Source organism: Terriglobia bacterium (assembly GCA_020073495.1).
Taxonomy (GTDB): Bacteria; Acidobacteriota; Terriglobia; order Terriglobales; family Acidobacteriaceae; genus JAIQFD01.
The window spans coordinates 731,548-756,286 of sequence record JAIQFD010000001.1 but is presented as its reverse complement, the minus strand read 5'-3'; the positions used below and the strand labels follow the sequence as shown (position 1 = coordinate 756,286).

Annotated in this window: 20 protein-coding genes; 15 read left to right on the top strand and 5 right to left on the bottom strand. The window is 63.8% G+C overall.

The window, feature by feature from the left end:
• The first annotated feature begins 23 nt into the window (after nucleotides 1-23).
• From LAN37_03435 to LAN37_03410, 6 genes are all read left to right on the top strand, one after another.
• A complete protein-coding gene (locus LAN37_03435) occupies nucleotides 24-485 on the top strand; it encodes a type II secretion system GspH family protein (GenBank protein ID MBZ5646260.1) in 462 nt (153 codons plus the stop codon).
• 132 nt (nucleotides 486-617) lie between these two features.
• A complete protein-coding gene (locus tag LAN37_03430) occupies nucleotides 618-1,007 on the top strand; it encodes a prepilin-type N-terminal cleavage/methylation domain-containing protein (protein MBZ5646259.1) in 390 nt (129 codons plus the stop codon).
• 220 nt (nucleotides 1,008-1,227) lie between these two features.
• Nucleotides 1,228-1,551: a general secretion pathway protein GspG gene (locus LAN37_03425; GenBank protein MBZ5646258.1), complete on the top strand. Its 324-nt coding sequence runs from the start codon at nucleotides 1,228-1,230 to the stop codon at nucleotides 1,549-1,551.
• A gap of 139 nt (nucleotides 1,552-1,690) precedes the next feature.
• Nucleotides 1,691-3,370, top strand: a complete 1,680-nt coding sequence (gene hutU / locus LAN37_03420) for a urocanate hydratase (GenBank protein ID MBZ5646257.1) — start codon at nucleotides 1,691-1,693, stop codon at nucleotides 3,368-3,370.
• A gap of 3 nt (nucleotides 3,371-3,373) precedes the next feature.
• Entirely contained in the window at nucleotides 3,374-4,699 is a 1,326-nt protein-coding gene (gene hutI / locus LAN37_03415; GenBank protein ID MBZ5646256.1) for an imidazolonepropionase, read from the top strand.
• 45 nt (nucleotides 4,700-4,744) lie between these two features.
• On the top strand, nucleotides 4,745-7,366 hold the full coding sequence (locus tag LAN37_03410; protein ID MBZ5646255.1) for a M1 family metallopeptidase: 2,622 nt from the start codon (nucleotides 4,745-4,747) through the stop codon (nucleotides 7,364-7,366).
• 138 nt (nucleotides 7,367-7,504) lie between these two features.
• Here LAN37_03410 and yihA read toward each other — a convergent pair whose 3' ends face one another.
• The 3 genes from yihA to uvrA all read right to left on the bottom strand — a co-directional run bounded on the left by yihA (nucleotide 7,505) and on the right by uvrA (nucleotide 14,309).
• Nucleotides 7,505-8,113, bottom strand: coding sequence for a ribosome biogenesis GTP-binding protein YihA/YsxC (gene yihA, locus LAN37_03405; GenBank protein MBZ5646254.1), 609 nt, complete (start codon nucleotides 8,111-8,113; stop codon nucleotides 7,505-7,507).
• Nucleotides 8,114-8,215: 102 nt separating this feature from the next.
• On the bottom strand, nucleotides 8,216-10,612 hold the full coding sequence (locus LAN37_03400) for a protein kinase (protein ID MBZ5646253.1): 2,397 nt from the start codon (nucleotides 10,610-10,612) through the stop codon (nucleotides 8,216-8,218).
• An 898-nt stretch (nucleotides 10,613-11,510) separates the two neighbouring features.
• Nucleotides 11,511-14,309 carry an excinuclease ABC subunit UvrA gene (uvrA, locus tag LAN37_03395; GenBank protein ID MBZ5646252.1) on the bottom strand — a complete coding sequence of 933 codons (2,799 nt, stop codon included), beginning with the start codon at nucleotides 14,307-14,309 and terminating at the stop codon, nucleotides 11,511-11,513.
• Nucleotides 14,310-14,478: 169 nt separating this feature from the next.
• Here uvrA and LAN37_03390 point away from each other — a divergent pair, with 169 nt between their 5' ends.
• Both LAN37_03390 and LAN37_03385 read left to right on the top strand, forming a co-directional pair.
• The gene (locus LAN37_03390) at nucleotides 14,479-14,679 is read left to right on the top strand and encodes a hypothetical protein (protein MBZ5646251.1); all 201 of its coding nucleotides are present in this window, start codon (nucleotides 14,479-14,481) and stop codon (nucleotides 14,677-14,679) included.
• A gap of 182 nt (nucleotides 14,680-14,861) precedes the next feature.
• Nucleotides 14,862-15,023, top strand: a complete 162-nt coding sequence (locus LAN37_03385; GenBank protein MBZ5646250.1) for a hypothetical protein — start codon at nucleotides 14,862-14,864, stop codon at nucleotides 15,021-15,023.
• A gap of 86 nt (nucleotides 15,024-15,109) precedes the next feature.
• Here LAN37_03385 and LAN37_03380 read toward each other — a convergent pair whose 3' ends face one another.
• Entirely contained in the window at nucleotides 15,110-16,030 is a 921-nt protein-coding gene (locus LAN37_03380; GenBank protein ID MBZ5646249.1) for a hypothetical protein, read from the bottom strand.
• A gap of 159 nt (nucleotides 16,031-16,189) precedes the next feature.
• Between LAN37_03380 and LAN37_03375 the strand changes: the two genes are divergently transcribed.
• The 6 genes from LAN37_03375 (at nucleotide 16,190) to LAN37_03350 (ending at nucleotide 21,984) form a co-directional block, all read left to right on the top strand.
• On the top strand, nucleotides 16,190-17,179 hold the full coding sequence (locus LAN37_03375) for a hypothetical protein (GenBank protein ID MBZ5646248.1): 990 nt from the start codon (nucleotides 16,190-16,192) through the stop codon (nucleotides 17,177-17,179).
• Nucleotides 17,180-17,363: 184 nt separating this feature from the next.
• Nucleotides 17,364-18,041, top strand: coding sequence for a nitroreductase family protein (locus LAN37_03370; GenBank protein ID MBZ5646247.1), 678 nt, complete (start codon nucleotides 17,364-17,366; stop codon nucleotides 18,039-18,041).
• 94 nt (nucleotides 18,042-18,135) lie between these two features.
• The gene (locus tag LAN37_03365) at nucleotides 18,136-20,511 is read left to right on the top strand and encodes an adenylate/guanylate cyclase domain-containing protein (protein MBZ5646246.1); all 2,376 of its coding nucleotides are present in this window, start codon (nucleotides 18,136-18,138) and stop codon (nucleotides 20,509-20,511) included.
• Between the two features lie 5 nt (nucleotides 20,512-20,516).
• Entirely contained in the window at nucleotides 20,517-21,071 is a 555-nt protein-coding gene (locus LAN37_03360; protein ID MBZ5646245.1) for a hypothetical protein, read from the top strand.
• Nucleotides 21,068-21,499 carry an NUDIX hydrolase gene (locus LAN37_03355; GenBank protein ID MBZ5646244.1) on the top strand — a complete coding sequence of 144 codons (432 nt, stop codon included), beginning with the start codon at nucleotides 21,068-21,070 and terminating at the stop codon, nucleotides 21,497-21,499. Before LAN37_03360 ends, LAN37_03355 begins: the two co-directional genes overlap by 4 nt.
• Nucleotides 21,496-21,984, top strand: a complete 489-nt coding sequence (locus LAN37_03350) for a hypothetical protein (GenBank protein MBZ5646243.1) — start codon at nucleotides 21,496-21,498, stop codon at nucleotides 21,982-21,984. Before LAN37_03355 ends, LAN37_03350 begins: the two co-directional genes overlap by 4 nt.
• A gap of 279 nt (nucleotides 21,985-22,263) precedes the next feature.
• Here LAN37_03350 and LAN37_03345 read toward each other — a convergent pair whose 3' ends face one another.
• Nucleotides 22,264-22,863 (bottom strand): UbiX family flavin prenyltransferase, encoded by a 600-nt coding sequence (locus LAN37_03345; protein ID MBZ5646242.1) that lies wholly within the window; start codon nucleotides 22,861-22,863, stop codon nucleotides 22,264-22,266.
• 119 nt (nucleotides 22,864-22,982) lie between these two features.
• Between LAN37_03345 and LAN37_03340 the strand changes: the two genes are divergently transcribed.
• Nucleotides 22,983-24,668, top strand: coding sequence for a ChaN family lipoprotein (locus LAN37_03340; protein ID MBZ5646241.1), 1,686 nt, complete (start codon nucleotides 22,983-22,985; stop codon nucleotides 24,666-24,668).
• The last annotated feature ends 71 nt before the right edge of the window (nucleotides 24,669-24,739 follow it).

The window sequence follows — 24,739 nt, the reverse complement described above, 5'->3', positions numbered from 1 at the left end:
GGATCGGCTTAGAATAACGAAATATGGAGAGAAGCAGTGCGCGCAGGCGGCGCGGGCTGACGCTGGTCGAGCTGATCGTGGCGATCACGATCCTGTTGATCCTGACCGGGATGGCCATTCCCATCGCGCGGGTGCGAATCAAGCGGGCGAAGGAACACGAGCTCCGCTATGACCTGTGGCAGATCCGCGATGCCATCGACCGCTACAAAGACGCAGCGGACCGCAACGCTTTCCAGGTAAAGATCGGGACAGAAGGGTATCCGCCGGACCTGGACACGCTGGTGAAGGGCGTGGACGTGGCGGGAAAGAAAATCCGGTTCCTGCGGAGCATCCCGGTGGACCCGATGACGGGAAAAGCGGAATGGGGGACGCGCTCGATGCAGGACGATCCGAAATCGCAGTCCTGGGGCGGGCAGAACGTGTTCGACGTTTACTCGAAGTCGGAGGGAACGGCGATGGACGGGACGAAGTATTCGGACTGGTAGGAACGGGCGATCGGGGCAACCGGAGCCAACGTGGTATGGGATCACGGTAGGGGTCCTTCGACTCGGCGCGAAGTGCGCCTCGCTCAGGATGACGCCATCAAAGAGAAGGCGGCGCTCACTCGGGATGACAATATGAAAAAAGAGCGCGGATTCACGCTGATCGAGCTGATGATCGTGATCTCGATCATCCTGATCCTGGTGTCGATCGCGGTGCCGATCTATTCGCAGTCCATCGTGCGGGCGCGGGAGGCGGTACTGCGGGACGACCTGTTCACCATGCGCTCGCTGATCGACCAATTCACGCTGGACAAGCAGCGGGCGCCGCAGTCGTTGCAGGACGTGGTCGAGGCCGGGTACCTGAAAGAGATCCCCGTGGACCCGTTCACGAACTCGCGAGATACCTGGCAGGTGGTCCAGGAAGACGTGATGCAGAGCATCGACCAGAACCAGCCGGGGATCACCGACGTGCACAGCGGAGCGAACGGGTCGGGGAGCGATGGGCGGGCGTACAGCGAGTGGTGACGGTCAGCCATCCGCGGTCAGCCGTCAGGGCAGGCTCGTTCGTAATCTTTCATCGCCCTCTTCTCCGTAGAACAATCTAGACATGGAAATGCTGCAACAGACACCACCCCGCCTGGGGTGGCCCGAGGGAGTCCCCTCCTGGATAGCCGCGAATGGAAGGCGGTTACGGGAAAGGATCCCTCTGCGGAAAGCCGCGGTCGCAGTCGCCGTGTGCGTGGCAATGTGCGCGGGGACGGTTGAGGCATCGGGGTACCTGCTGCGGCGGCATCGGGAGGCGGTGCTGCGGAACGACCTGGCGCTGTTGCGAGCGACGATCCGCGAGTACACTGCCGACGAACACCACGCGCCGCACCGGTTGATGGACATGGTGGAGCAGGGATACATGATCGAGATCCCGGTCGATCCGATCACGGAAAAGGCGGACTGGGACCCGGACTTCGCGGATGTGCCGGAGTCGATCGACCGCGGGCATTTCGGGATCGTGGACGTGCACAGCAAGTCGACGGAACGAGGGCGGGACGGCAGGGCGTACTGCCAGTGGTAGGGGAGAGCCGTCAGCCGTCAGCCATCAGCCATCAGGAAGCACAGTGCCTACAGCCGCAATCATTTCAGTCCAGCCATTGCGCCGCCTAAAGCCTGAGCGAATTGCCTTCACATCGGCGAACATCTAACATTCTTTTGTAATGCCGGTTGAGAAAGACATCACTGCGTCTTCCTACACGCCTGTGAAAGCGCCGCGCGGCACCCAGATCTCCTGCAAGAGCTGGCAGCAGGAGGCGGCGATGCGCATGCTCATGAACAACCTGGACGAGGAGGTCGGGGAACGGCCTCGCGACCTGGTGGTGTATGGCGGCACGGGGCGGGCGGCGCGGAGCTGGGAGTGCTTTCACGCGATCGTGGCGGCGCTGAAGTCGCTGGCCAACGACGAGACACTGCTGGTGCAGTCGGGCAAGCCGGTGGGCGTCTTCAAGACGCACGAGTACGCGCCGCGGGTGCTGATCGCGAACTCAAACCTGGTCGGGCACTGGTCGAACTGGGAAAAGTTCAACGAACTGGAGCGCGCGGGCCTGATGATGTACGGCCAGATGACCGCCGGGTCGTGGATCTACATCGGGTCTCAGGGGATCATTCAGGGCACGTTCGAGACCTTTGCGGCGGCGGGGGAGAAGAGTTTTGGCGGCGAGCTGAGCGGGAAATTGATTGTCTCGGGCGGGATGGGCGGCATGGGTGGAGCGCAGCCGCTGGCCGCAACCATGACCGGCGCGTGCTTCCTGGGCGTGGAGGTCGATCCGGAGCGGATCAAGAAGCGGCTGAAGACCGGCTACTGCGACTTCATGGTCAACAGCCTGGACGAAGCGCTGCGCATCCTGAAGAACGCGGTGCGCAAGAAAGAGAATGTCTCGGTGGGGCTGGTGGGGAACTGCGCCGATGTGGTGCCGGAGCTGGCGTCGCGGGGCGTGGTGCCCGACATCCTGACCGATCAGACGTCGGCGCACGATCCGCTGAATGGGTACGTGCCGAATGGGATGCCGCTGGAGCAGGCGCTGGAGCTGCGGCGGCGCGATCCAAAGGGGTACGAAGAGCGGTCGCTGGACGCGATCGCGCGGCACGTCGAGGGCATGCTGGCGCTGCAAAAGATGGGCGCGGTCACCTTCGATTACGGAAACAACATCCGCACGTTCGCCTACCAGCGCGGGGTGAAAAACGCGTACGACTTTCCGGGATTCGTGCCGGCATATATCCGTCCGCTGTTCTGTGAGGGGCGGGGGCCGTTCCGCTGGGTGGCGCTGTCGGGAGAGGCGTCGGACATCGCGGTCACCGACGACCTGGTGCTCAAGATGTTCCCGGAGAACCGGATCCTGTCGCGGTGGATCGAGCTGGCGCGGAAGAGGATCAAGTTCCAGGGGCTGCCGGCGCGCATCTGCTGGCTGGGATACGGCGAGCGGGCGCAGTTCGGGCTGGCGATCAACGAGCTGGTGAAGAAGGGGAAGATCAAGGCGCCGATCGTGATCGGGCGCGACCATTTGGATTGCGGCTCGGTGGCGTCGCCGTTCCGCGAGACCGAAGGCATGAAGGACGGCTCGGACGCGGTCGCCGACTGGCCGCTGCTGAATGCGTTGCTGAATACGGCGAGCGGCGCGAGCTGGGTGTCGATCCACAACGGCGGCGGCGTGGGCATCGGGTACTCGCAGCACGCGGGACAGGTGACGGTGGCCGACGGCACGGACGCGATGGCCAAACGCATCGAGCGGGTGCTGACCAACGATCCCGGGATCGGCGTGGCGCGGCACGTGGACGCGGGGTACGAACAGGCTGTGGAGTTCGCGGATAAGACCGGCGTGAAGATCCCGATGAAGAAATAACGAGTGCCTACCGAAAAAACGCTTCTCCTGACCAATATCGGGCAGTTGCTGACGCTGCGTGGCGCGAAAGGGCCGAGGCGCGGGGCGGAGCTGCGTGAGCTCGGCATCGTCGAGGACGGTGCGGTGCTGTGCGCGGGCGGGAAGATCGTGTCGGCGGGGACGACGAAGGACGCGCTGCGTGATCCGTGGATCAAGAAGAACAGGAAGAAGATCGAGGAGATCGACTGCGCGGGGAAAGTGGTGGTGCCCGGGTTCGTGGATTCGCACACGCACCTGATCTTCGCCGGGCCTCGGCTAGTGGATTTCGAGAAGCGGGTGGCAGGCGCGACATATGAGGAGATCGCGGAGGCGGGTGGGGGGATCCGGTCGAGTGTTGCGGGCGTTCGGAAAGCGCCGGTGAAAGAGCTGGCGGCAAAGGCGCTGGCGGCGCTGGAAGAGATGGGAGCGCAGGGGACGACGACGGTCGAAGCCAAGTCGGGGTATGGGTTGAGTACGGAGGCGGAGATCAAATCCTTGGAGGCGATCCGGGAGGCGGCGGCGCAATGGCCGGGGACGGTGGTGCCGACGCTGCTGGGCGCGCACGTCGTCCCGCCGGAGTTCAAGGGCAAGCCAGAAAAATATGTCCGCGAAGTGGCGGAGAAGATGATCCCGCAGGCGGCGAAAAAGAAGCTGGCGGCGTTCGTGGACATCTTCTGCGATCGCGGAGCGTTCACGGTCGAGGATGCGGAGCGTATTTTCGAGGCGGCGCAGAAACATGGGCTGGAGGTGCGGGCGCACATGTGCCAGCTCACGGCGTCGGAGGTGTGGCGTCTGCTGAGGTTCAAGCCGGCGTCGCTGGATCACATGGACTGCGTGGGGGATGAGGACATCCCGCAGTTGGCGAGACGGGACACGGTGGTGACGCTGCTGCCGGGGGCGAATTATTTTCTCGGGCTGAAGCAATATCCGGACGCGCGGCGGATGATAGAGGCGGGCGTGCCAGTGGCGCTGGCGACGGATTACAACCCGGGGACGTCGCCGACCACCAGCATGGCGTTCGTGATGTCGCTGGCGTGCACGCAAATGAAGATGACGCCGGCGGAGGCCATCGCGGCAGGTACAATCAATGGAGCGCACGCACTGCGACTGGGGGAGCGCAAGGGGTCGATCGAGACGGGGAAGGACGCCGACCTGGCGGTGTTCGATGTGGGGGATTACCGTGAGATCCCGTACTGGGTGGCGGGAAACCGCTGCCAAGCCACGGTGCTCAATGGGCAGCTAACGATTCCGAGTGGGGGGCGTCTACAAGCTGGAGCGCTGGTGCGCCCTGGGAGAACTTTCCGCTTCTGAATCCCGTAGATACGTCATCAAACTCTTGAGGGAGAAAACTGTTCCATGAAGAAACTCGCGATGTGGGCCCTGGTCATTCTGTCCGCAACCTGCGCATGGGCCCAGCGCCTGCCGGATACCGCGATACCCAGCCATTACAGCATCACTTTCGCACCCGACCTAAAGAACGCGACGTTCGCGGGCGCGGAGAAGATCGACGTCCAAGTGAAGAAGCCGGGCAACACGATCGTGCTTAACGCGGTGGACCTGGCGTTCGACATCGCGGCGATCACGCAGAACGGGATGACCCAAGATGCGAAGGTGTCGCTGGATCCGAAAGTAGAAATGGCGACACTCACGGTGGAGAAGGCGCTGGCGGCGGGCCCGGCGGAGATCGACATCAAGTTCCACGGCAAGCTGAACGACCAGCTCCGCGGGTTCTACCTGAGCAAGACGAAGGAGCGGAACTATGCGGTGACACAGTTCGAGCCGACCGACGCGCGGTGGGCGTTCCCGTCGTTCGACGAGCCGGCGATGAAGGCGACGTTCGACATCCGTCTGATGATCGACAAAGGCGATACGGCGATCTCGAATGGAAAGATCATCCAGGACGAGCCGGGGCCGGGGGAGGACAAGCACACGCTGACATTCTCGACCACGCCGAAGATGTCCACCTACCTGGTGGCGATGGCGGTGGGGGACTTCGAGTGCATCGAGGGAAGCGCGGACAACATCCCGGTGCGAATCTGCGACGTGCCGGGGCGGAAGCACCTGCTGACATTCGCGCTGGAATCGGCGGAGGCGAACCTGAAGTACTTCAACCGGTATTACGCGATCAAGTACCCGTTTGGGAAGCTGGACGTGATCGCGTTCCCGGACTTCTCGGCGGGCGCGATGGAGAACACCGCGGCGATCACCTACCGCGAGACGCTGCTGGCCATCGACGACCAGCGCTCGTCGGTCGGCCTGCATAAGGAGGTGACCGATGTCCTGTCGCACGAGATGGCGCACCAGTGGTTCGGAGACCTGGTGACGATGAAGTGGTGGGACGACATCTGGCTGAACGAAGGCTTCGCGACCTGGATGAGCCCGAAGCCACTGGCGGCGTGGAAGCCCGAGTGGCACGTCGAGATGGACGCGGTGAAGAACAACGCCCGGGCCATGAATCTGGACTCGCTGCAAACCACCCGAGCCATCCGCAATCCAGCCAGCAACACGGCGGAGATCAGCCAGCAGTTCGACGCCATCGCGTATGAGAAGTCGGCGGCGGTGCTGCGGATGGTCGAGTCGTACCTAGGCGAGGAAACATTCCGCGACGGCGTGAACGCGTACCTGAAGGAGCACGCGTACGGCAACGCCACCTCGGAGGACTTCTGGAACACGCTGACGCGGGTGTCGAAGAAACCGGCGGACAAGGTGATTTCGAGCTTCGTGATCCAGCCGGGAGTGCCGGTGGTGAACGTGGCCTCGAAGTGCGAGAGCGGGAACACGGTGGTCACGCTCACCCAGGAGCGTTTCGCGTACAACCCCGCGGTCACAGAGAGTTCCAATGCGGTGTGGCAGATCCCGGTGTGTTTGAAGGTCCCGGGGAGCGCGGCGCGCTGCGAGCTGATGACGGAGAAAAAGCAATCGTTGACGCTGAAGGGCTGCGCATCGTACGTGTTCGGCAACGCCGACGCGCGCGGCTACTACCGCACCGGCTATGACAGCGCGACCCTGCGCAAGGTCGCGGCGACGTCTGAGAAGGACCTGAACGGGCCGGAGCGGGCGCAACTGCTGAACGACGCCTGGGCGATGGTGCGTGCCGGGCGCAACAACGCGGAGGACTTTCTGGCCGTGGTCCAGGGCCTCGAAGGCGAGCGCGAGTACGGCGTGATGTCGCTGGAGGGAGCGTACCTGCGCTATGTCTCGGACTACCTGGTGACGGATGCCGACCGGGCGCAGTATGAGGGCTGGGTGCGCAACCTGCTGCACCCGCTGGCGGAGGACCTCGGATATCACACGGCCCCGAACGACAGCGACGACACCAAACAATTGCGGGCCTCGGTACTGCTGACGCTGGGCCATGCCGGGCGCGACCCGAAGGTGCTCAAAGTAGCGCGCGAGATGACGGAGCAGGCGCTGGAGAGCTCGAACGAAGTGGATCCGTCGCTGTTCGGGAACATGGTCGAGGTCGCCGCCATGTACGGAGACGCGGCGCTGTACGACAAGATCGCGGCCAAGCTGAGCGACACCAAGATCCCGCCCAACGAGTACTACACCTGGGTGTACGCACTGACCGAGTTCCGCGATCCCAAGCTGCTGGAGCGGACGCTGCGGTACATCGCCGGGCCGAACGTGCGCAACCAGGATGCCAGCCTGATGGTGGGCGCGGTGTGGCAGAACCCAGCGGGCATGCAGCCGGGATGGGAGTTCCTGAAGGCGAACTGGCCACAGCTCAAAGCGAAATTCGCCACATACACCACCGGCGAGATCGCCGGAAGTGCGCGCACTTTCTGCGATGTGGGGATGCGCAACGACGTGAAGTCGTTCTTCTCGCAGAAAGCACCCGATGCGACTCGCATCCTGAACCGCACACTGGAGAGCATCGACAACTGCGTGCGCCTGAAGCAGCAGCAGGAGCAACGGCTGGCGGCGTGGCTGAAGCAGAAGGGCGGGGCGTCGGGGCAGCAGTACGCAGTAGAGTAGTCCCTTCGCTGCGCTCAGGGCAGGCTAAGAACAGTCGGCGGTCGTCAGCAGGAGCTGGCGGCCGCCGACGTGTCTTTGGACAAAAGAGGAAGACTCAACACAAAGGTCACGAAGGGACACGAAGGCGCACGAAGGAAATCAGGGCTGCGCGAGTGAAGAGGGGTGGGCAGACTCGCGGATGCGGCGCCAGAGCTCCTGGCGGCCATCACTAGTCCGGGCGGAGTAGGCCAGGATCGCATCGGTAGCGAGCGTCTCGGTGAGGGCGCGGAGAGAGTTTGTCCGCTGGTTGCCGGAGAGCTTATCGGCTTTAGTGGCGACGACCACGAAAGGGCGCTGGTTCGCCCGGAGCCATTCGACGAGGTGCTGGTCGCTGGGCTGCGGAGGAACGTTGATGTCCACAAGCGCAACGCAGAGGATAAGCGGGGGACGGTCACGCAAATACGGGTCGATGAACTTGGGCCATTCGGCGGATACTTCGCGCGACAATTTGGCGTACCCATATCCAGGAAGATCGGCGAAGACGAAGTCTGGACGGGGCCTTCCGGGGAAGCGGATCTCGAAAAAATTGATGGCACGGGTGCGCCCCGGGGTAGAGCTGGTGCGGGCGACCTTGTGGCCGAGCAGGGAATTGATGAGGCTGGACTTGCCCACGTTGGAGCGGCCGAGGAAGGCAATCTCCGGCGGCCCGGCAGCGGGGAATTGCGCCGGGGAGGTGGCGGACAAGAGAAACCTGGTGAGAACCTTCATGGGACTGGAAGCGATTCTACCCGGAGAGGACGCGGAGAAGGCAGAGGGAAGAATGACCCGGGTGCACAGGGCGGTCAGAAGAACCCAGAGATCCGGCCTGAGTTACGGCGGGAAGTTCATGCGGCGCTGCAGATCCTGGAAGCGCGGGTCAGAGCGGATGGGGTCGTACATGGGGCTGACTTTCATCCAGCTGAGCCAGACCTCCCGCTCCTTGTAGGTGGTCTCCAGCCACTCGAAAGCCTTGTCTTTGTCGTCCATCCCGATGTAGACGACAGCGATGATGCCGGGCCAGATGAACTGGTGCTTGCGCTTCTCGAGCAGGAAGTCGAGCACGCGACGAGCCTCGTCGCGCTTGCCGGCGCGGCCATAGGCATACCCGAGGGCCCAGTTCGTCCCAGCGGTGGGAACCTTGCGGCTGAGGAAGGTGGCGATGGCTTCGTCGTACTTACCCATCGCCGTCAATGTCACACCCAACTGCCACTTGGCAAAGATGTTCTCGGGAGCGAAGGCGAGCACGCGGCGGCATTCTTCGGCCGATTCGTCGTAGCGGCGGGCGTAGTAAAGAAACCAGGCACGGTCCACTGCGAACGAAATGGACAGGGGATCCAGTTGCGCGGCGATGCGGCTCTGCTCGAGTGCCTCCTGGTGGCGCCCGAGCGGGCTCAGGATCCAGGCATACGTGTTGTGGACGACGGAAGACCCAGGGGAGAGTTGTACAGCCTGTTGCGCGTCGGCCAAGGCCCCGGCCCAATCCCAGTCACACTCGAGGTGAGCCATGGCGCGCGAGGCGTAAGCTTCGCCGAGGGCCGGGTCGAGTTCGATGGCCTTGTCGGCGGCGGCGCGGAACTCGGGGCAGGCTTCCCGCATGGGCTTGTACCCAACCCCGGCGATCGCCTCGTAGGCATGGGAGAGCGCAGCATACGCCGGTGCGTAGGTGGGATCGAGCTGAAGCGCTTGCCGCAGCATGGCCAGTCCCCTCTCCAGGGACTCGCGATTGGTGCTCTCTTGCTGCATGAGGAATCTGGCCTTGAGAGTGAGCTCGTGGGCTTCAGGATCGACGGCCGCGACGTGAGTCAGGCGGGTTTGTTCTTCCGGGGTGACCGCGATGCGGATCTCGCGCGCGATGGAGGCGGCGACCTCTCCCTGAAGGGAGAGAATGTTGCGCAGCTCTCTCTGGAAGCTGTCCGCCCAGATGTGCTGGTCGGTGGCGCCCTCGATCAACTGGACGGTGATCCTGGCCTGATTGCCTTCGCGCAGGACAGAGCCTTCGACCACGGCGTCCACACCAAGTTCGCGCGCGATCTGGGGGAGCGGCTTGCGCGTCCCCTTGTACTGCATCACCGAGGTCCGCGAGATCACCTTCAGGGCCTTGATGCGGGAGAGTTCGGCGATGAGCGCTTCGGTCATGCCGTCGGCGAAGTATTCCTGCTCGGGATCACGGGAGAGGTTTTCCAGAGGCAAGACGGCGATGGAGCGGATGTGCGAGGCCTTTGCCCCTGGGAAGAGCCGATCACGGAGGCCTCCGAGGTTGGCCATCATCCCGATAATGACCAGCAAGACTAACCCAGCGGCCGCCACGGACACGGCTCGTAGCGATACTCCCCTCACAGCAGGGGGAGAAGAAGGTGCAATGGCCACGCTCGGTGAGGAGCTGCTCCCGCTCAGGCGCCTCAGGTCCACCAACAGCTCCTTGGCAGACTGGTAGCGGTTCTCCGGGTCTTTCTCCAGGCATTTGGCGATGATGTCCGCCAGACGCGGGGACAGCCTGGGTTGGAGGAGCTGGGGCGCCGGAGGCAGTTGATGCAGGATGTCGTCCGCAAGCGCCGTTGCCGTCTTGCTGTCGAAGGGACGCCGCCCCGTCGCCAGCTCGTAGAGCACGACGCCCGCCGCCCAGATGTCGGCGCGCGCGTCCACGTTTTCGTTGCGCAGTTGTTCCGGGGCCATGTAGGCCAGCGTGCCCACCGGGCCAGCGTCCAGGACGCTCTGGGTCACCGACGCCTGGCCGACGAGTCCGACCCGCGTGGCCAGCCCGAAGTCCAGGATCTTGAGGCGTCCCTCCGGCGTGAGCCGCAGGTTGCCCGGCTTCAGGTCGCGGTGGACGACCCCTTCACGGTGCGCGGCTTCCAACCCGTCGGCAAGTTGGACGCCGATCTGGAGGGTCTCCTTTTCCGGCAGCGGACCGGCCGCAAGCTTTTCGTCCAACGTTATGCCCGGAATCAGCTCCGTGACCAGGAAGTCGATCCCCTCCTGACAGTCGAAGTCGAATACGGTGGCGATGTTGGGGTGGTTGAGGCGGGAGAGGGCCAAGGCTTCCTTGCGGAAACGCTTGCGGGCGGAGTCATCGGCCAGGGAGCCGGGCGGCAAAACCTTCAGAGCGACATCGCGTTCCAGACGCTCGTCGCGCGCCCGGTACACCACGCCCATGCCACCCGCACCGACCTGATCCAGGATCCGGTAATGACCCAGCGTCTTCCCAACCATGGAAGCGGGCGACGCCATGATAGGCGGCCATGTTAGGTGGCCCGCTACGCCAAGTCAACGCTGCCTTGGGGGATAGCTATTGGCGCGGGAAAATTCCTACACCCCCATGGCTCGGGGGCGGGCGCGCGCGTGCGGAGCAACGACCACAAGAGGGGTGCGGGCGGGCGCGGGGTCGGAAACGTAACTGGTGAGAAGGGGATTTCACAACAGTTACGCAGCGGCTACGAGACGAAACCGCAAATTCCTCCGCCAACAACGCGCCAAGTATTATCTTTCTTATCGAGCTTCCACAAATACCCGCTAGCGCAACGTGGGCCACAGTAGCTCTGCACGTACACCATCGCATGCCGCTGGTCCGTCGAGAAACCAATCGCGGACAGCCACACAATGCCAGGGAAATCGCCATTCTTGATTTGCGTTTTGTCCCGAATAAGAGAATACGCACCCGGAACAGTAAGCTTCTTCTGGAGGCGCTGCCTTTGTCTGTTCGCTGCAAGCAGACTACTTAGGACTTGAACCTCTTGCTGATCTTGTTGAACCTGAGCACGACAATCGTTCGTGATAGCTCCGGCTGGAATCGCCTTCGTCAGCGCGGCAATCCTAAGCGGCCGGTGGGCCTTGAACCACGATGAGTACCGCTGGCTAAGCACGGCTGAGTACACTTCATACGAAGCCGCAGGTGCACCGCCAGCCTTGTTACTCCCGGCCTGACTGCTTTCTTGCGCACCACCCTGAGCAGCGAGGCACATGGCAATGAGAGTGACGAACGCTCGTGTCATAAGGGCGGCTATTTGTTTCTCTACGGTGTTAGACACCAGCAAGGGCTCGCCCGGGCATAGCTGTTGATAACAGACCTTCTCACTAGTGACCGTTGCCCTCTCCACGTCAACGGCGCTTCTTGTTCGCAGACGCGCAGTCACTGGCGCGCGCCGGGCCGGGTGTGGGCGAGGACTGCGGCGAGCGCCTGGCCAGTGTAGGACTTGCGGGTGCGGCCGACCTGCTCGGGGGTGCCCTGGACGACGACACGCCCGCCGCCGTCTCCGCCCTCGGGGCCGAGGTCGATGATCCAGTCAGCGGAGCGGATGACGTCCATGTTGTGTTCGATGATGACGATAGTGTTGCCCAGATCGGTCAGGCGGTGCAGCACGTCGAGCAGCTTCTTGACGTCGTCGAAATGCAGGCCGGTGGTAGGCTCATCGAGCAGGTAGAGGGTGCGCCCGGTCTGGCGCTTGGAGAGCTCGCGGGCCAGCTTGATGCGCTGCGCCTCGCCGCCGGAGAGCGTGACCGCCGACTGGCCCAGATGGATGTAGCCAAGGCCGACGTCCACCAGCGTCTGCAACTTCTGGCGGACCTGGGGGATGTTCTCCAGAGCGGGCAGGGCGTCGGCGGCCGAGGTCTCGAGCAGGTCGGCGATGGAGAAGCCCTTGAACCTCACCGCCAGGGTCTCGTGGTTGTAGCGCTTGCCGCCACAGATGTCGCACTGCACGTAGACGTCGGGCAAGAAATTCATCTCGATCCGCTTCTGGCCCTCGCCCTGGCAGGCCTCGCAGCGTCCGCCGGGAACGTTGAAGGAGAATCGCCCCGCCTTGTATCCGCGCTCGCGGGATTCCGGAAGCATGGCGTAGAGGTCGCGGATCTGGGTGAAGACGCCGGTGTAGGTGGCGGGGTTGGAGCGCGGCGTACGCCCGATGGGCGACTGGTCGATGCGGATGACCTTGTCGACGTTCTCGGCGCCGGCGATGCCCTTGTGCGCGCCGGGCTCCTCGCGAGAACGGTAGAGCTGCTTGGCCAGCGCGCGGTAGAGGATGTCGTTCACCAGTGTGGATTTGCCGCTGCCGGAAACGCCGGTGACCACGGTCATGACGCCGAGCGGGAACGCGACGTCGATACTCTTAAGATTGTTCTCGCGCGCGCCCAGCACGGTGATGGCGTGGCCGTTGGTCTTGCGGCGCTCAAGGCGCATCGCGATGGAAAGCTCGCCGGAGATGTAGCGGCCGGTGAGGGAGGCTGCGGCGTTCTCGATGTCTTTGGGGGTGCCGGCAGCGACGACCGCACCGCCATGGCGTCCGGCACCGGGGCCGAGGTCAATGACGTAATCGGCGCGGCGGATGGTCTCTTCATCGTGCTCGACGACGAGGACGGTGTTGCCGAGATCGCGCAGGTCTTCGAGGGCGCTGAGCAGGCGTCCGTTGTCGCGGTGATGCAGGCCGATGGAGGGCTCGTCGAGAACGTAGAGCACTCCGCGCAGGCGCGAGCCGATCTGCGTGGCCAGACGGATGCGCTGGCCTTCGCCGCCGGAAAGCGTGGCGGCGGAGCGGTCGAGGGAGATGTAGCCCAGGCCGACAGCATCGAGGAATTGCAGGCGCTCGGCGATCTCGCGCACCACGCGGCCGGCGATCTTCTGCTCGCGCTCGTTGAGCTTGATCCTGTCGACCGCTTTGATGGCTTTCTCGACGGCGAGGGCGGTGAAGTCGGCAATGGAGAGCTGATTGACTTTGACGGCCAAGCTCTCCGGACGCAGGCGTCTGCCGTGGCACGCCGGGCACTGCGTCGCCGACATGTAGTTGAGCAGCCACTCGCGGTAGCTCTCCGACGACGCTTCTTCCATGTTCTGCTTCAGGAACGCCAGCAAGCCGTGGAACCCAACCTTCCTGGCCTGCGTGGCGTCGGGGCCGTAGAGGATGAGGGTCTGCGTCTTCTCGGGAAGTTGTTCGAACGGGATGGAGAGGTCGAAGCCGTAGGCCTCGGCGGCGAGCGCCAGCAGGCGATGGAGATAGGTCGAGCCGGAGCCGGGGCCGAGGCCGCCGTCGAGCAGAGGCTTGGACCAGTCCACGATCACCTTCGCGGGATCGAAATCGTACTTGCTGCCCAGGCCGTGGCACTCCGGGCAGGCGCCGTACACGCTGTTGAAGGAGAACGAGCGCGGCTCGAGCGTGGGCACGTTGATGCCGCAGACCGGACAGGCCAGGCGGGAAGAAAAGAGGCGCTCCTCGCCGTCTACCACGGCCACAAGCACCAGGCCGCCGGCCAGCTTCATGGCGATGGCGACCGAGTTCTCCAGGCGCTTCTCGATGCCGGGCTTGACCAGCAGGCGGTCGATGACCACCTCGATGGTGTGGTTCTTGCGCTTGTCGAGCTTGATCTCTTCTTCGAGGTTGCGCAGCTCGCCGTCGATGCGGGCGCGTACAAAACCGTGTGCGGCGAGTTTCTCCAGCTCCTTGGTGAATTCGCCCTTACGCCCGCGGACGATGGGAGCCAGGATCATCACGCGGTCTTCGGCCTTGAGTTCCATCACCTGCTGCACGATCTGGCCGGCAGACTGGCGGGTGATCTCGCGGCCGCACTGCGGGCAATGGGGCACGCCCACGTTGGCATAGAGCAGGCGCAAGTAATCGTAGAGCTCGGTGATCGTCCCCACGGTGGAGCGCGGGGAACGGCTGGTGGTCTTCTGCTCGATGGAGATGGCGGGCGAGAGGCCGTCGATGGAATCGACGTCGGGACGCTCCATCTGGTCAAGGAACTGGCGGGCGTAGGCGGAGAGGGTCTCGACGTAGCGGCGCTGGCCTTCGGCATAGATGGTGTCGAATGCCAGCGAAGACTTGCCGGATCCGGAGAGGCCGGTGATCACGGTCAGGGTGTTGCGCGGGATCTCGACCGAGATGTTCTTCAGGTTGTGCTGGCGCGCGCCGCGCACCGTGATCTTAGTGATGGCCATTGGACCGGAACGCCCCACCCGCGGTGCGGTCACCTGGAAGCCTCAGAAAGGGAGGAGCACAGCTCTACTCCGTATCTTAGTCGTCACTAGCAGGGAGCGTCAACGAGGTGGAAATTGAGGAGCGCAGCCATGGGCGGCCGCGCTACACATGATCGAACACTGCTGCGAAATGCTGCGAGATGCGGTGGACGGCGACGCGATCCTGAACCAGCCCAAGCTGGAAATGCGGGGCAGGATCCTGAACGAGATCGATTCGGATTACGCGGTGCGTTCGCCCGAAGACCGGCCGAACTTGTACTGCATCAATTATTGTCCGTTCTGCGGGCGGGCGATCTCGCGGACGATTTGGAACGCGGAGAAGAAGAAGTAGTTGCCAGTTGTCGGTTGCCAGTCCGGCGAGATTGACTGACAACTGACAACTGCAAGTCCATGTCCTTCGGTGACGTTTACCGGGGCAAACGAATGAGACATTGTTAGGGCTGACTGGGGCGGGGCAATGACATCCGGAGCTCCGGTCCGGACATCCTGGAAGGGCGGAAAGAAGTGCGGACCATGTTGATCTCGACCACCATCCTCTTCACCATCGTCTCCGCAGTCGCAGTCGGAATCGTTGCCGGGTACGCGGCCATCTGGGGCATCCTGACCGCGCTCGGACGCCGCCCAGCCGCCCAGGAACCGGCGCTGGTGCCGGTGGAGACGGCAGCGGGTCGTTAGCCGTCAGGCGGAGACTCATCCCACCTGGTTCTTCACTATTCACCAAACATATACCGAGCACTCAGGACTTTGTGCCGTGTAGTGGGTCACTGCTGGGGTGCCTGCGGCTCCTGCTGCTGCTGTTGTTGCTGCTGCTGTTGCTGCTGCTGCTGTTGCTGCTGCAGACGCTGCAACTCCTGGAGGAGCTGTTCGGGAGTCTTGACGGGCGGTTGTTGGGGCTGGCCAGGCTGGGTCGGGAAAGGCTGGTTGGGGACGGCCTGGGGGACGGGTTGCGGCTGCACCGATTGCGGTGGCTGTGGCTGCGGTGCTTCCTCAGGCTGCTCGACGATGTCGTCGGGCTGCGTGTCGGGGTCTTCCTCCGGCGCCGGCTGGGCCGCGGGCCCCCGTCGCGGCTGTGGAATCGCCCCGGCCGGAGCCGCACTGGACGCGATGACGCCGCCACCGTCCTTGGAGGTGATGATCGCCTTCTGCAGAAGATCGGGGCGGCCGTTGGCTCCCAGCAGGATGTAATCGAAGCGGGAACCGTTGAGCAGCGCAGCCAGCACCTGCGGAGCAGGGGCCGGTCCGACCGTAGCGACGACGCGCTCCTGCGAGAGGGTGGGGGGATACTCGATGCTGGCGCCCGTCTTCAGCCGTACCTGGCTGAGAATATCGCCGAGAGTAGAATTGTTTGCGACCACGGTCAGCATCCCGTCGCGGTAAGTGACCTGGGGCGCGGTGGGCGGAAGCTGAGCCGCAGTCGGCGGAGGCGGCGCCGGCGCAGGCTCGGGCGTGGGCGCAGGCTTCTCGACTAGAGCAGGCGGGGGCTTGGAGACACCAGAGTGGTGCCGTTTTGAGCGCGGACGGTCTGTTGGGGAAGTTGATTCGGCGGGTGCCGTCGGCCCTGCGGTCGCACCGGTGAGCTTTTGGGGCGGCTGCGTCCGGTCATCGACGACCTGGGCGATCAATCCCGGCGCCAGAAAGGCCATGACCAGCAACAGCGGTGACCATTTGCGAACGGCGTTCAAGTGGAACTCCCCGTGGCGCGATTTTACACCCAAGCGGCCCGCGGCGAGCGCATGGTCCTGGATAAGGCCCAGGATGCGGCTGGGAGCGCGGGTTGGACATCAGAAACGGACGGAGACGCATCTCTCCCAGAGTAGCGTCCGGAAAGCGGCAACACGGTTATGATCCGCAAAACCCTGGTGGCGTGGTTCCTGCTGGTTTGGGCGTGGGCGGCAACGGCGCAGATGGAGGCCGGCAAAACGTCTTGCTCGACGGCCGGCGAGCTCGATCCCGCGATGCGCGCGAACATCGAGCGCGCGGCGCAGCAATTCACCACTGACGCCGTGCAGGGCAACGCCTTCAACCTGCGGCAGATCTCGACCGGCAGCCTGGCGGCGAATTTCGGCGCGATCGAGGCGCTGATCGGGGAATACAAACCAAGCCTGGCGGGCGGGACGGCGAAGATCCGCAGCCTGTACCTGCTGGAAGCCAGGGGATCGCAGCCGCTGGAGACCGCGGGGTTCTTCTGCGGCATCATAAACTCGCCGGAAGCGACGGGGTTCAGCATCACAAACCTGCCGCCGGGGCGGTACGCCATCGTGATCGAGGACATCACCGCGCCAAAGATGCCGTTCCTCCTGACGCAGATCCTGAAGGATGAGGGGAGCTGGAAGCTGGCCGGCTTCTACCTGAAGCCGACGCAACTGGCGGGGCACGACGCGGCCTGGTTCCTGCAAACAGCGCGAGACTTCAAGGCGCGGGCCGAGATCCACAACGCGTGGTTCTATTACCTGGCGGCATGGGACCTGACTTCGCCGCTGGACTTCATGAGCACACGCCAGCTCGACCGGCTGGTGGACGAGATGGCGCCGATGCGCCCGAACGATCTTCCCTTCAATGGGCCGGTGGACCTTGCGGGGACAGGGAAGAGCTTCAAGGTCACATACGTCTCCATGGTCCCGGTGGACAACGACCTGTACCTGCTGGTGAGGTACCGATCGCCGGATGTCTCGAACACGCAGCAGGCCTACGCCGATAACGTGAACGTGATCAAGGCGCTGACGACGCAGTACCCGGAGTATCGGGAAGCCTTCGCGGGCGTGGTGGCGCGCGCCACCGAGCCCTCGGGGCGGGATTACGGTTCCATGCTGGCGATGAAGGACGTGAAATAGCAGCCGGCCATCCGCCGTCCGCGCTCCGGAAGAACAAAGGCGACCGCGAGGCCGCCCGTAGTATTGAGCGTTCGCCGATCGGCGGAACCCTCCAGGGAGCGCACAGTCGAAGATTTTCTGAAGCCGGCAGCGGGACTTCGGAATCTACTTTGACATTGAAATAATCCGACGCGAGGCAACAATCATGGCGAAAGTCGCAAGCGAGAGACCATTGAGCGAGGCGGTGCGCGAGCGCCGCGCGACCGGTCATTTTGAATCCACTCCCATCCACGAGGAAGACCTCAAGAAGATCTTGCAGGCGGGCATGGAAGCGCCGAGCGGCTACAACCTGCAGCCCTGGCGCTTCGTGGTGGTGCGCGATGCGGAACAGCGCAAACGGCTGCGCGAAGCGGCGATGGGACAACCCAGGGTGGAGGAAGCTCCGGTGATCATCGTGGCCTGCGGCGATCCGCAGGGCTGGAAGAAGGGTGATCTGGAGGAGATGCTGCGCATGGGCAACGAGCATGGCTTCCCGGAGGCGGGCAATGAGGGTGCGCGCAAAGCCGTCACCGGGCTGCTCAGCGGCGCGGGAGGCGAAGCGGGCGGCATCAGCGGCAACACGCACGTGTGGGTGAACCGCCACGTGATGATCGCCTACACCACGATGATGTGGATGGCGGAGTGCCTGGGATATGACACTGCGCCGATGGAAGGATTCTGGGAAGACAAGGTGAAGCAGGTCCTGAATATCCCCAACGAGGTGCGGGTGGTGGCGCTGCTGGCGGTGGGGCGGCGCAAGGGCGACGACAAGCCCTATGGGGGACGGTTCGCGATGTCCAAGGTGATCTTCGACAACCAGTGGGGCAAAGGGCTGCAACTGTAATCGGTCCGGAGTCCTGGGGGCAGCAGGAGCGGGTGGGCGCGGCGCAGGCCGCGCCTTTTGTTTGTAGCGGCATTTTGGGATAGGCTTCGGAAGAATGAAGCTGTGGGATAAGAAGCCACAAGGGCCGCCGGGCGCGGTGGTCACCGGAAAGTCCTGGTACAAGCGGCTGGACGTCGGTATCTCCCTGGTGGTGACCGCGGTCGGGGTGTTGATCTTCTACTACGCTCAAGTCCTGGGCAGCAGCGCGGCCGCCGTCTCATTCATCCAGAACGTCGAGCTGCGTTCGCTGGACGCCCGTTTCGTCCTGCGCGGCGAGAGGCCGCACGATCCACGCATCGTGATCGTGGACCTTGACGAGAAAACGCTGGAGAAGGTCGGGTCATTTCCGATCGCGCGCAATGCCTACGCGCGGGTTATCGAGAACCTGAAAAAGGATGGGGCCAGCATAGTCGCGTTCGACATCGTCTTCCCTAAGCCGGAGAAAAATTCCGCGGTCGAGGCGCTGAAGAAACTCGAAGCGGAGGTGCACGGGAGGGCTCCTGCGGCGGTCGTCGACCGCATCCGCGAGATCGAACGCACCAGCGACAACGACGCCATCCTGGCCGAGTCGATGAAACACGCAGAGAACGTGATCCTCGGACACATCTTCCTGGATGCCGTGCGCGCGAAATCGCAGGACCCGCAAGCAGCGGAGGATTACTACAACATCCTCTGGGGGCAGCCCTTCCCGCAGATGCGGCCACTGCCGGATGCGGGCAAGTTCGATCTCAATACCGCGTGGTCTGACCCCAGGCAAGGCCACTTGGGGAAAGTCTTTGTAAGCATCGAGCCGAACATCCGGATCATCGCGGAGGCGGCGCGGTCGTACGGATTCTTCAACAACGAGCCCGACGGGGACGGCACCTACCGTCGCGCGATCCTGCTGGTCCGCTACCAGAACTTCGAGTGGTACCCCTCCCTAGCCCTGGAGGCGGTCCGGCAATACGAGGAGATCCCCAACGAGCAAATCATCGGGTGGATGGGGCCGACCGGCCTCGACAACGTCCAGATGGGCCAGCACGTGCTGAAAACGCGCCCCGACGCCACCATGCTGATCAACTTCGCCGGGCCATTCCGCACCTACCAGCATTACTCCATGGTCGATGTGATGAATGGTGCGCTGCCTCCACAGACTTTCCGGAACAAGATCGTGCTGCTAGGCTCAACCGCTCTCGGCATCGGCGACATACGGCCCACGCCATTTCAGAGCGCGGATTACATGGGAGTAGAGATCCACGCCAACATCATCGACAACATCCTGCATAACGGCGAGAAGGGGCGCGGATTCCTCACCCACGGAAGGCGCGAGGAAATGATCGACCTCGCCTTCCTGCTGGCCTTCGGGCTGGGGCTGGGGTACTTGTTCGGGCACGCGAAGCCGATCACCTCGACGGTAGTCGCCATCGTGGCGTTGGCCGTGTTTGCAGCAGTCGTGTACGAAACATTTGCCCGATTCAGCCTGTGGCTGAGCTTCGTGCTGCCGGCGGGCGTGTTGGTCGCCAACTACGCCGCGGTCACCAGCTTCCGCATGATCTTCGAGGAGAGAGAGAAGCGGAAGATCCGCCACGCTTTCGGGCAGTACGTGGCGCCGGGGGTGATCGCGCTGCTGGAGCAGGACCCGGAACGGTACTTCAAACCGGGCGGCGAGCGGCGGGAGATCACCGTGATGTTCAGCGACATCCGGTCGTTCACCACCATCGCCGAGGACATGACACCGGAAGAGCTGGTGAGCGTGCTCAACGAGTATCTGGGCCAGATGACCGATGTCCTTTTCAAATCGTGGGGCACGCTCGACAAGTACATCGGCGACGCTCTGATGGCGTTCTGGAACTCGCCGTATCCACAGGAGGAGCACGCCATGCGCGGGGCATCGTGCGCGCTCAACATGCTCGACCGGCTGGCCGAGATGAACGCCGCCTGGGCGGCGGCGGGGAAGAAGCAGCTCAGTATCGGCATCGGGCTCAATACGGGCCCGGTCAATGTGGGCAACATGGGTTCGGAGAAGAGGCTTTCCTGGACGGTGATGGGAGACAACGTGAACCTGGCGTCGCGGCTGGAGGGCATGACCAAGGAATATCACTGCCCGGTCATCGTCAGCGAATTCACCTACGAGCAGATCCGGAGTGGGTTCGTGTGCCGCGAGCTGGACCGCATCCGGGTGATGGGAAAGATGCAGCCGGTGGCGATCTACGAGCTCATGGGGTTCCTGCCGGAGCGGGAGAAATTCGCTGACCTGCTGGAGGAGTACGAAGAAGCGCTGGCCGCGTATCGCCGGCATGAGTGGGACAAGGCCTTAAAATTGTTCGAGGCCCTGCTGGCGAAGTATCCCCACGACGGTCCGTCGCAGGTGCTGTTGCAGCGCTGTATCGAGTTCTGCGCCGAATCCCCGGCGGAAGATTGGGACGGCGTGTACGACATGAAGACAAAATGATGCGAATGAGATCCGTCACCTTGGCCGTACTCGCCGCGACATTCGCGGCAGGACAACAATCGGGAAGCGCTCAACCGCCCGCGCCAGGGCAGGCGGCGGCCAGCAGCTCTGAAGCGCCCGCCAAGAAGGCGAAGCCGGCGCGCCAACCCGCCGCGCTGATGGCCGAGAACTACTCGGAGGAGGTCGCGACCGCTCTCCTGTCGCGCATCGCGGACGGATTCACGCGCCGGAATCCCAAGGTGCTGCTCTCCGCATTCGATGCGCAGCATTTCTCCGATTACGGGACATTCGCGGATCGAATTCGAGCGCGGCTGAGCCAGCACGATTCGTTCCGTGTCCATTACCGGATCGTGAGCACGACCATCGAGGGGGCAGGCGGCGCGGCGGCCGTGGAGCTGCAGATCGAGGAGAGCTTCGCCCTCAATGCGGTCCCCCCGACGCGTACTGCGGGGCAGGCCCGGTTCACCTTCGAACGGGGCGCGAACGGGTGGCGCATCGTCGAGGTCGCGCCCCGGGACCTGATCACCGGCGCTCGAGGATCGTTCCAGTCATCGCGATGAAGAGAGATTATCCCGATCGGCCGATCGTCGGCGTCGGAGCCGTGATCGTGGACGGCGACCGCGCGCTGGTGGTACGCCGCGCCACCGAGCCGCTCAAGGGGCAGTGGTCGATCCCCGGCGGCGTGCTGGAACTGGGCGAGACGCTGCGCGCCGGCGCCGCGCGCGAGGCCCTGGAAGAGACTGGCCTCAAGGTCGAAGTAGGAGAAGTGCTTGAAGTCGTCGATCGCATCATTCCCGACGACGAGGGGAAGACGCGCTACCACTACGTGCTGGTGGATTTCCTGTGCCGGAGGATCGCGGGCGAAGCGCGGGCCGGCAGCGACGTCAGCGCGGTGCGCTGGGTCAGCCGGACCGAGCTGAGGACCTTCGACATCGCGGAGTCGGCGGCAGAGGTCATCCGCAAGGGCTTCGCACGGAGTGAGAAGTGATCATCGCCACGGCCGCGAAGGGACCGGTGGACGAGTTTCTGCGCGCGAACCCGTGGGTGATCCCCCTGTTCGTAGTGGCGTGGGGATGGCTGGTTATATCCCTCGTCGCGCGGCTGAGCGGGTGGTCGCTGCTGGCGGAGCGCTATGGCGCGAACGCGCCGTTCGAAGGCGAGAAGTGGTACTTCCAGAGCGTGCAGATGCGCTACTTGAGCCACTACAACAATTGTCTGACCTTCGGAGGGAACGCCCAGGGGCTGTATGTGGCGATGTTCTTCCTGCTTCGAGCCGGACATCCGCCGCTCCTCATTCCCTGGGAGGAACTTGAGATCGAGCCGAAGAAGAGGTTTTTCGTGACCGGGTACGAGCTGCGGTTCCGCCAGGTCCCCGGCGTGTACATGTGGGTGTGGGCCAAGCTGGGAGAGAAGATCGTACGGGCGTCGCAGAACCGAGTCCCGGGTGTCCGCCTGGCGCCGCAGATCGGCTGATCTGAATCCATCGAGCCACTTGACTCCGATTTTTGATGTGTACTAATGTGCGCTTACACCGGAAAGGAGGTGGTCCGATGAGTTTGGAAAGCCATAGTAGATCGAGATCAGGTGAGGTGGCTGAGGCTTAGGGCGAACGCTCTAATGTCCTTGCAACTTCCGGCTGTGATGGAGGCTGCCTCGGGCCACGATTCATAGAGTGGACCGCCTCAGGCCAATCCCAACAGCTTACCGGCGAAGCGCAGTGCTGACGGGCATTGCGCTTCGCGCTTTTTGCGGCTATCCCTTCCAGCGATACGCTTCGTTTTGAGGCAGGCCCATGTGCGCCAGCACCCGATTGGCGAACTCGCGCGCCATCTCCTCCGAATCCTGGGGCTTGTTGTAGAAGGTGGGGATGAGGGGATAAATGGTGGCGCCGGCGTCGGCAGCGAGTCCCAGGTTGCGGATGTGGACCTTGTTCAGCGGCGTCTCGCGCACGCAGAGCACCAGCGGGCGGCGCTCCTTCATGCAAACGTCGGCGGCGCGCTCGATGAGCCGCTCGGCGGTGCCGTTGGCGATCCGCGCCAGCGTGCCCATGCTGCACGGGATCACGATCATGGCGTCGGTCGGATAGGAGCCGCTGGCCACGTTGGCCCCGATGTCGTCGTTGTTCTGCGGCTGGATCTTCTTCGACTTCTTGCCCAGGATCTGCTCGACCAGCCGGCTGCGGCCGCGCAACCCCAGTTCCTCGGCGATTACTCGTAAGCCGCTATCGGAGACGATAAAGTTCACGGTGTGAACCCGCTGATCGCGTTCCACGGCCAACAGCAGGTGACGAAGGAACACTGACCCGCTGGCGCCGGTGCTCGCGACGGTGAGGTTCTGGGGGGCGTCCCTCATGCTTTTGCCGCCATCCAATCAAGTAGCTGTTCCGTGGACAGGCGGAAGATTGAGGATAGGGAGCGGAACTCAGGCAAGTCAAGGAAACCTTTAAGGATCAGTGACTTGCACGAGCGAATATGGCGCCATCAGCGGGAATCCGATCGCGGCGCCGCAGCGCGGGACAGTTGCACGCCCTGGCCGCATTGCAGCGCGAAATCCAGGCCACTGACCCCAATGGCCGCAGGAAATACTTGCGCGATTTCGCCGCTTCCTACCGCTCGTACGAGACGATTCTCAGCGAAAGCGAGCTGCGGGGGAGGATCCGCAGTTCCGACGTCCTGCTGGTGGGCGACTACCACTCCCTCCGACGCTCGCAGGAATTCACCGCTAACCTCATCCACGAGTCGGGAGCGGCCGGGCAGCCGGTCGTGCTCGGCGTCGAATTCATCTACGCGCGCGACCAGCACATCCTGGACGAATGGCTTGCGGGCGAGATCGACAACGACGAGCTGCGGGAACGTATCCGCTTCGACCTGGAGTGGAGCTACGAGTGGGAGCCGTTCCTGGGGGTGCTGGAGGCGGCGCGGCGGTCTGGAGTCGCGGCGTATGGATTGGACTGCCCTCCGCGTGACGACCTGCGCAAGATCGCGGCGCGAGACCGCCACGCCGCCGCCAAGCTGGCCGAGATCCGCGAGCGCCATCCGGGCGCGCCCGTTGTGGCGCTGTTCGGCGAGTCGCACCTTGCGCCCGGCCATCTGCCGGAGCAGGTGCGGCTGCGCCTGCCGGATGCCCGCCTGCTCACCGTCCTGCAGAACGTGGACGCGCTGTTCTGGAAGGCGGCGGGCGAGCAAGTAGACCGAGTAGAAGCCGTGCAGGTAACAGAAGGAGTCGTCTGCGCCTTCAACGCCACGCCGCTGGAGAAGTACGAGAGTTACCGGCAATGCATCGAACGCTGGCGGCAGGAGCGCCGGACCGGGCCCGACCTGGAGCCCACTATCTACAACCTGGTGGACGCGATGGCACGCTTCCTGCACATCGATACCTATGCTTCGCAGAACGGCACCCAGCCACGCTATCTCGTGGACCAGATGCCGGAGGTGTGCAGCGTGGCGGCCGAAGACCAGCTGCGCCGCCAGCTGGCGCGCAAGCGCGCCACGGAGCTCGAGCAACGAGAGGTCCTGACGCGTCTCAAAACGCACGGATGCTGCTACCTGCCCCGGGTCAACACGGTGTTCGTGCGCGAGTTCCAGATGGTGGGCGGGGCCGAAGAGGCGGTGCGCTTCGTGCACGCAGCGTGCTCCGGGTGGGCCGGGAGCGTGACGGAGTCCGCCGCTCCAAGCGACGACGCCCTTGCCGAGTACGTCTTTTACCAGCGCACGCTGGAAGAGGCGCTCGCCTATTTCGGTTCGCGGGTGCTCAGCCCCGAACGTCCGCCGGTGCGCGAGGCAGACCTGTACGCGCTGTACACGCAGCCTTGCGAATCGGTCGAGCAGCGCTTCGACGGCTACCGCGAGTTCATGGAGACGATCGACTTCCTCGTCCTGCACAAGGACTGGGAGACAAACTTTCGCCGATACTTCCAGATGCCGCAACTGCTGCGCGATGGCATCCGCTACCGCGATGAGAGGTTTGTTTTCGTCACCGAGAAGCTCGGCCACATGCTGGGCAGCGAGCTGTACGACGCCTACGTCGCCGGACGCCTGTCGAAGCGGTACATCCGCGCATTGTTCTTCCGCAAGCTGGCTGCCGCCGATTCGGCGAGGAAGATGTACTTCGACGTCGTCCGGCGGTCGCGCGTCCCCCGGCAGCGCGTTCTAGCCTGAGAACAGCCAGCCATCAGCATTCAGCACTCACCCCATGGAGTGCCGGTCGAGGTGATAATCTCATTGGCTGA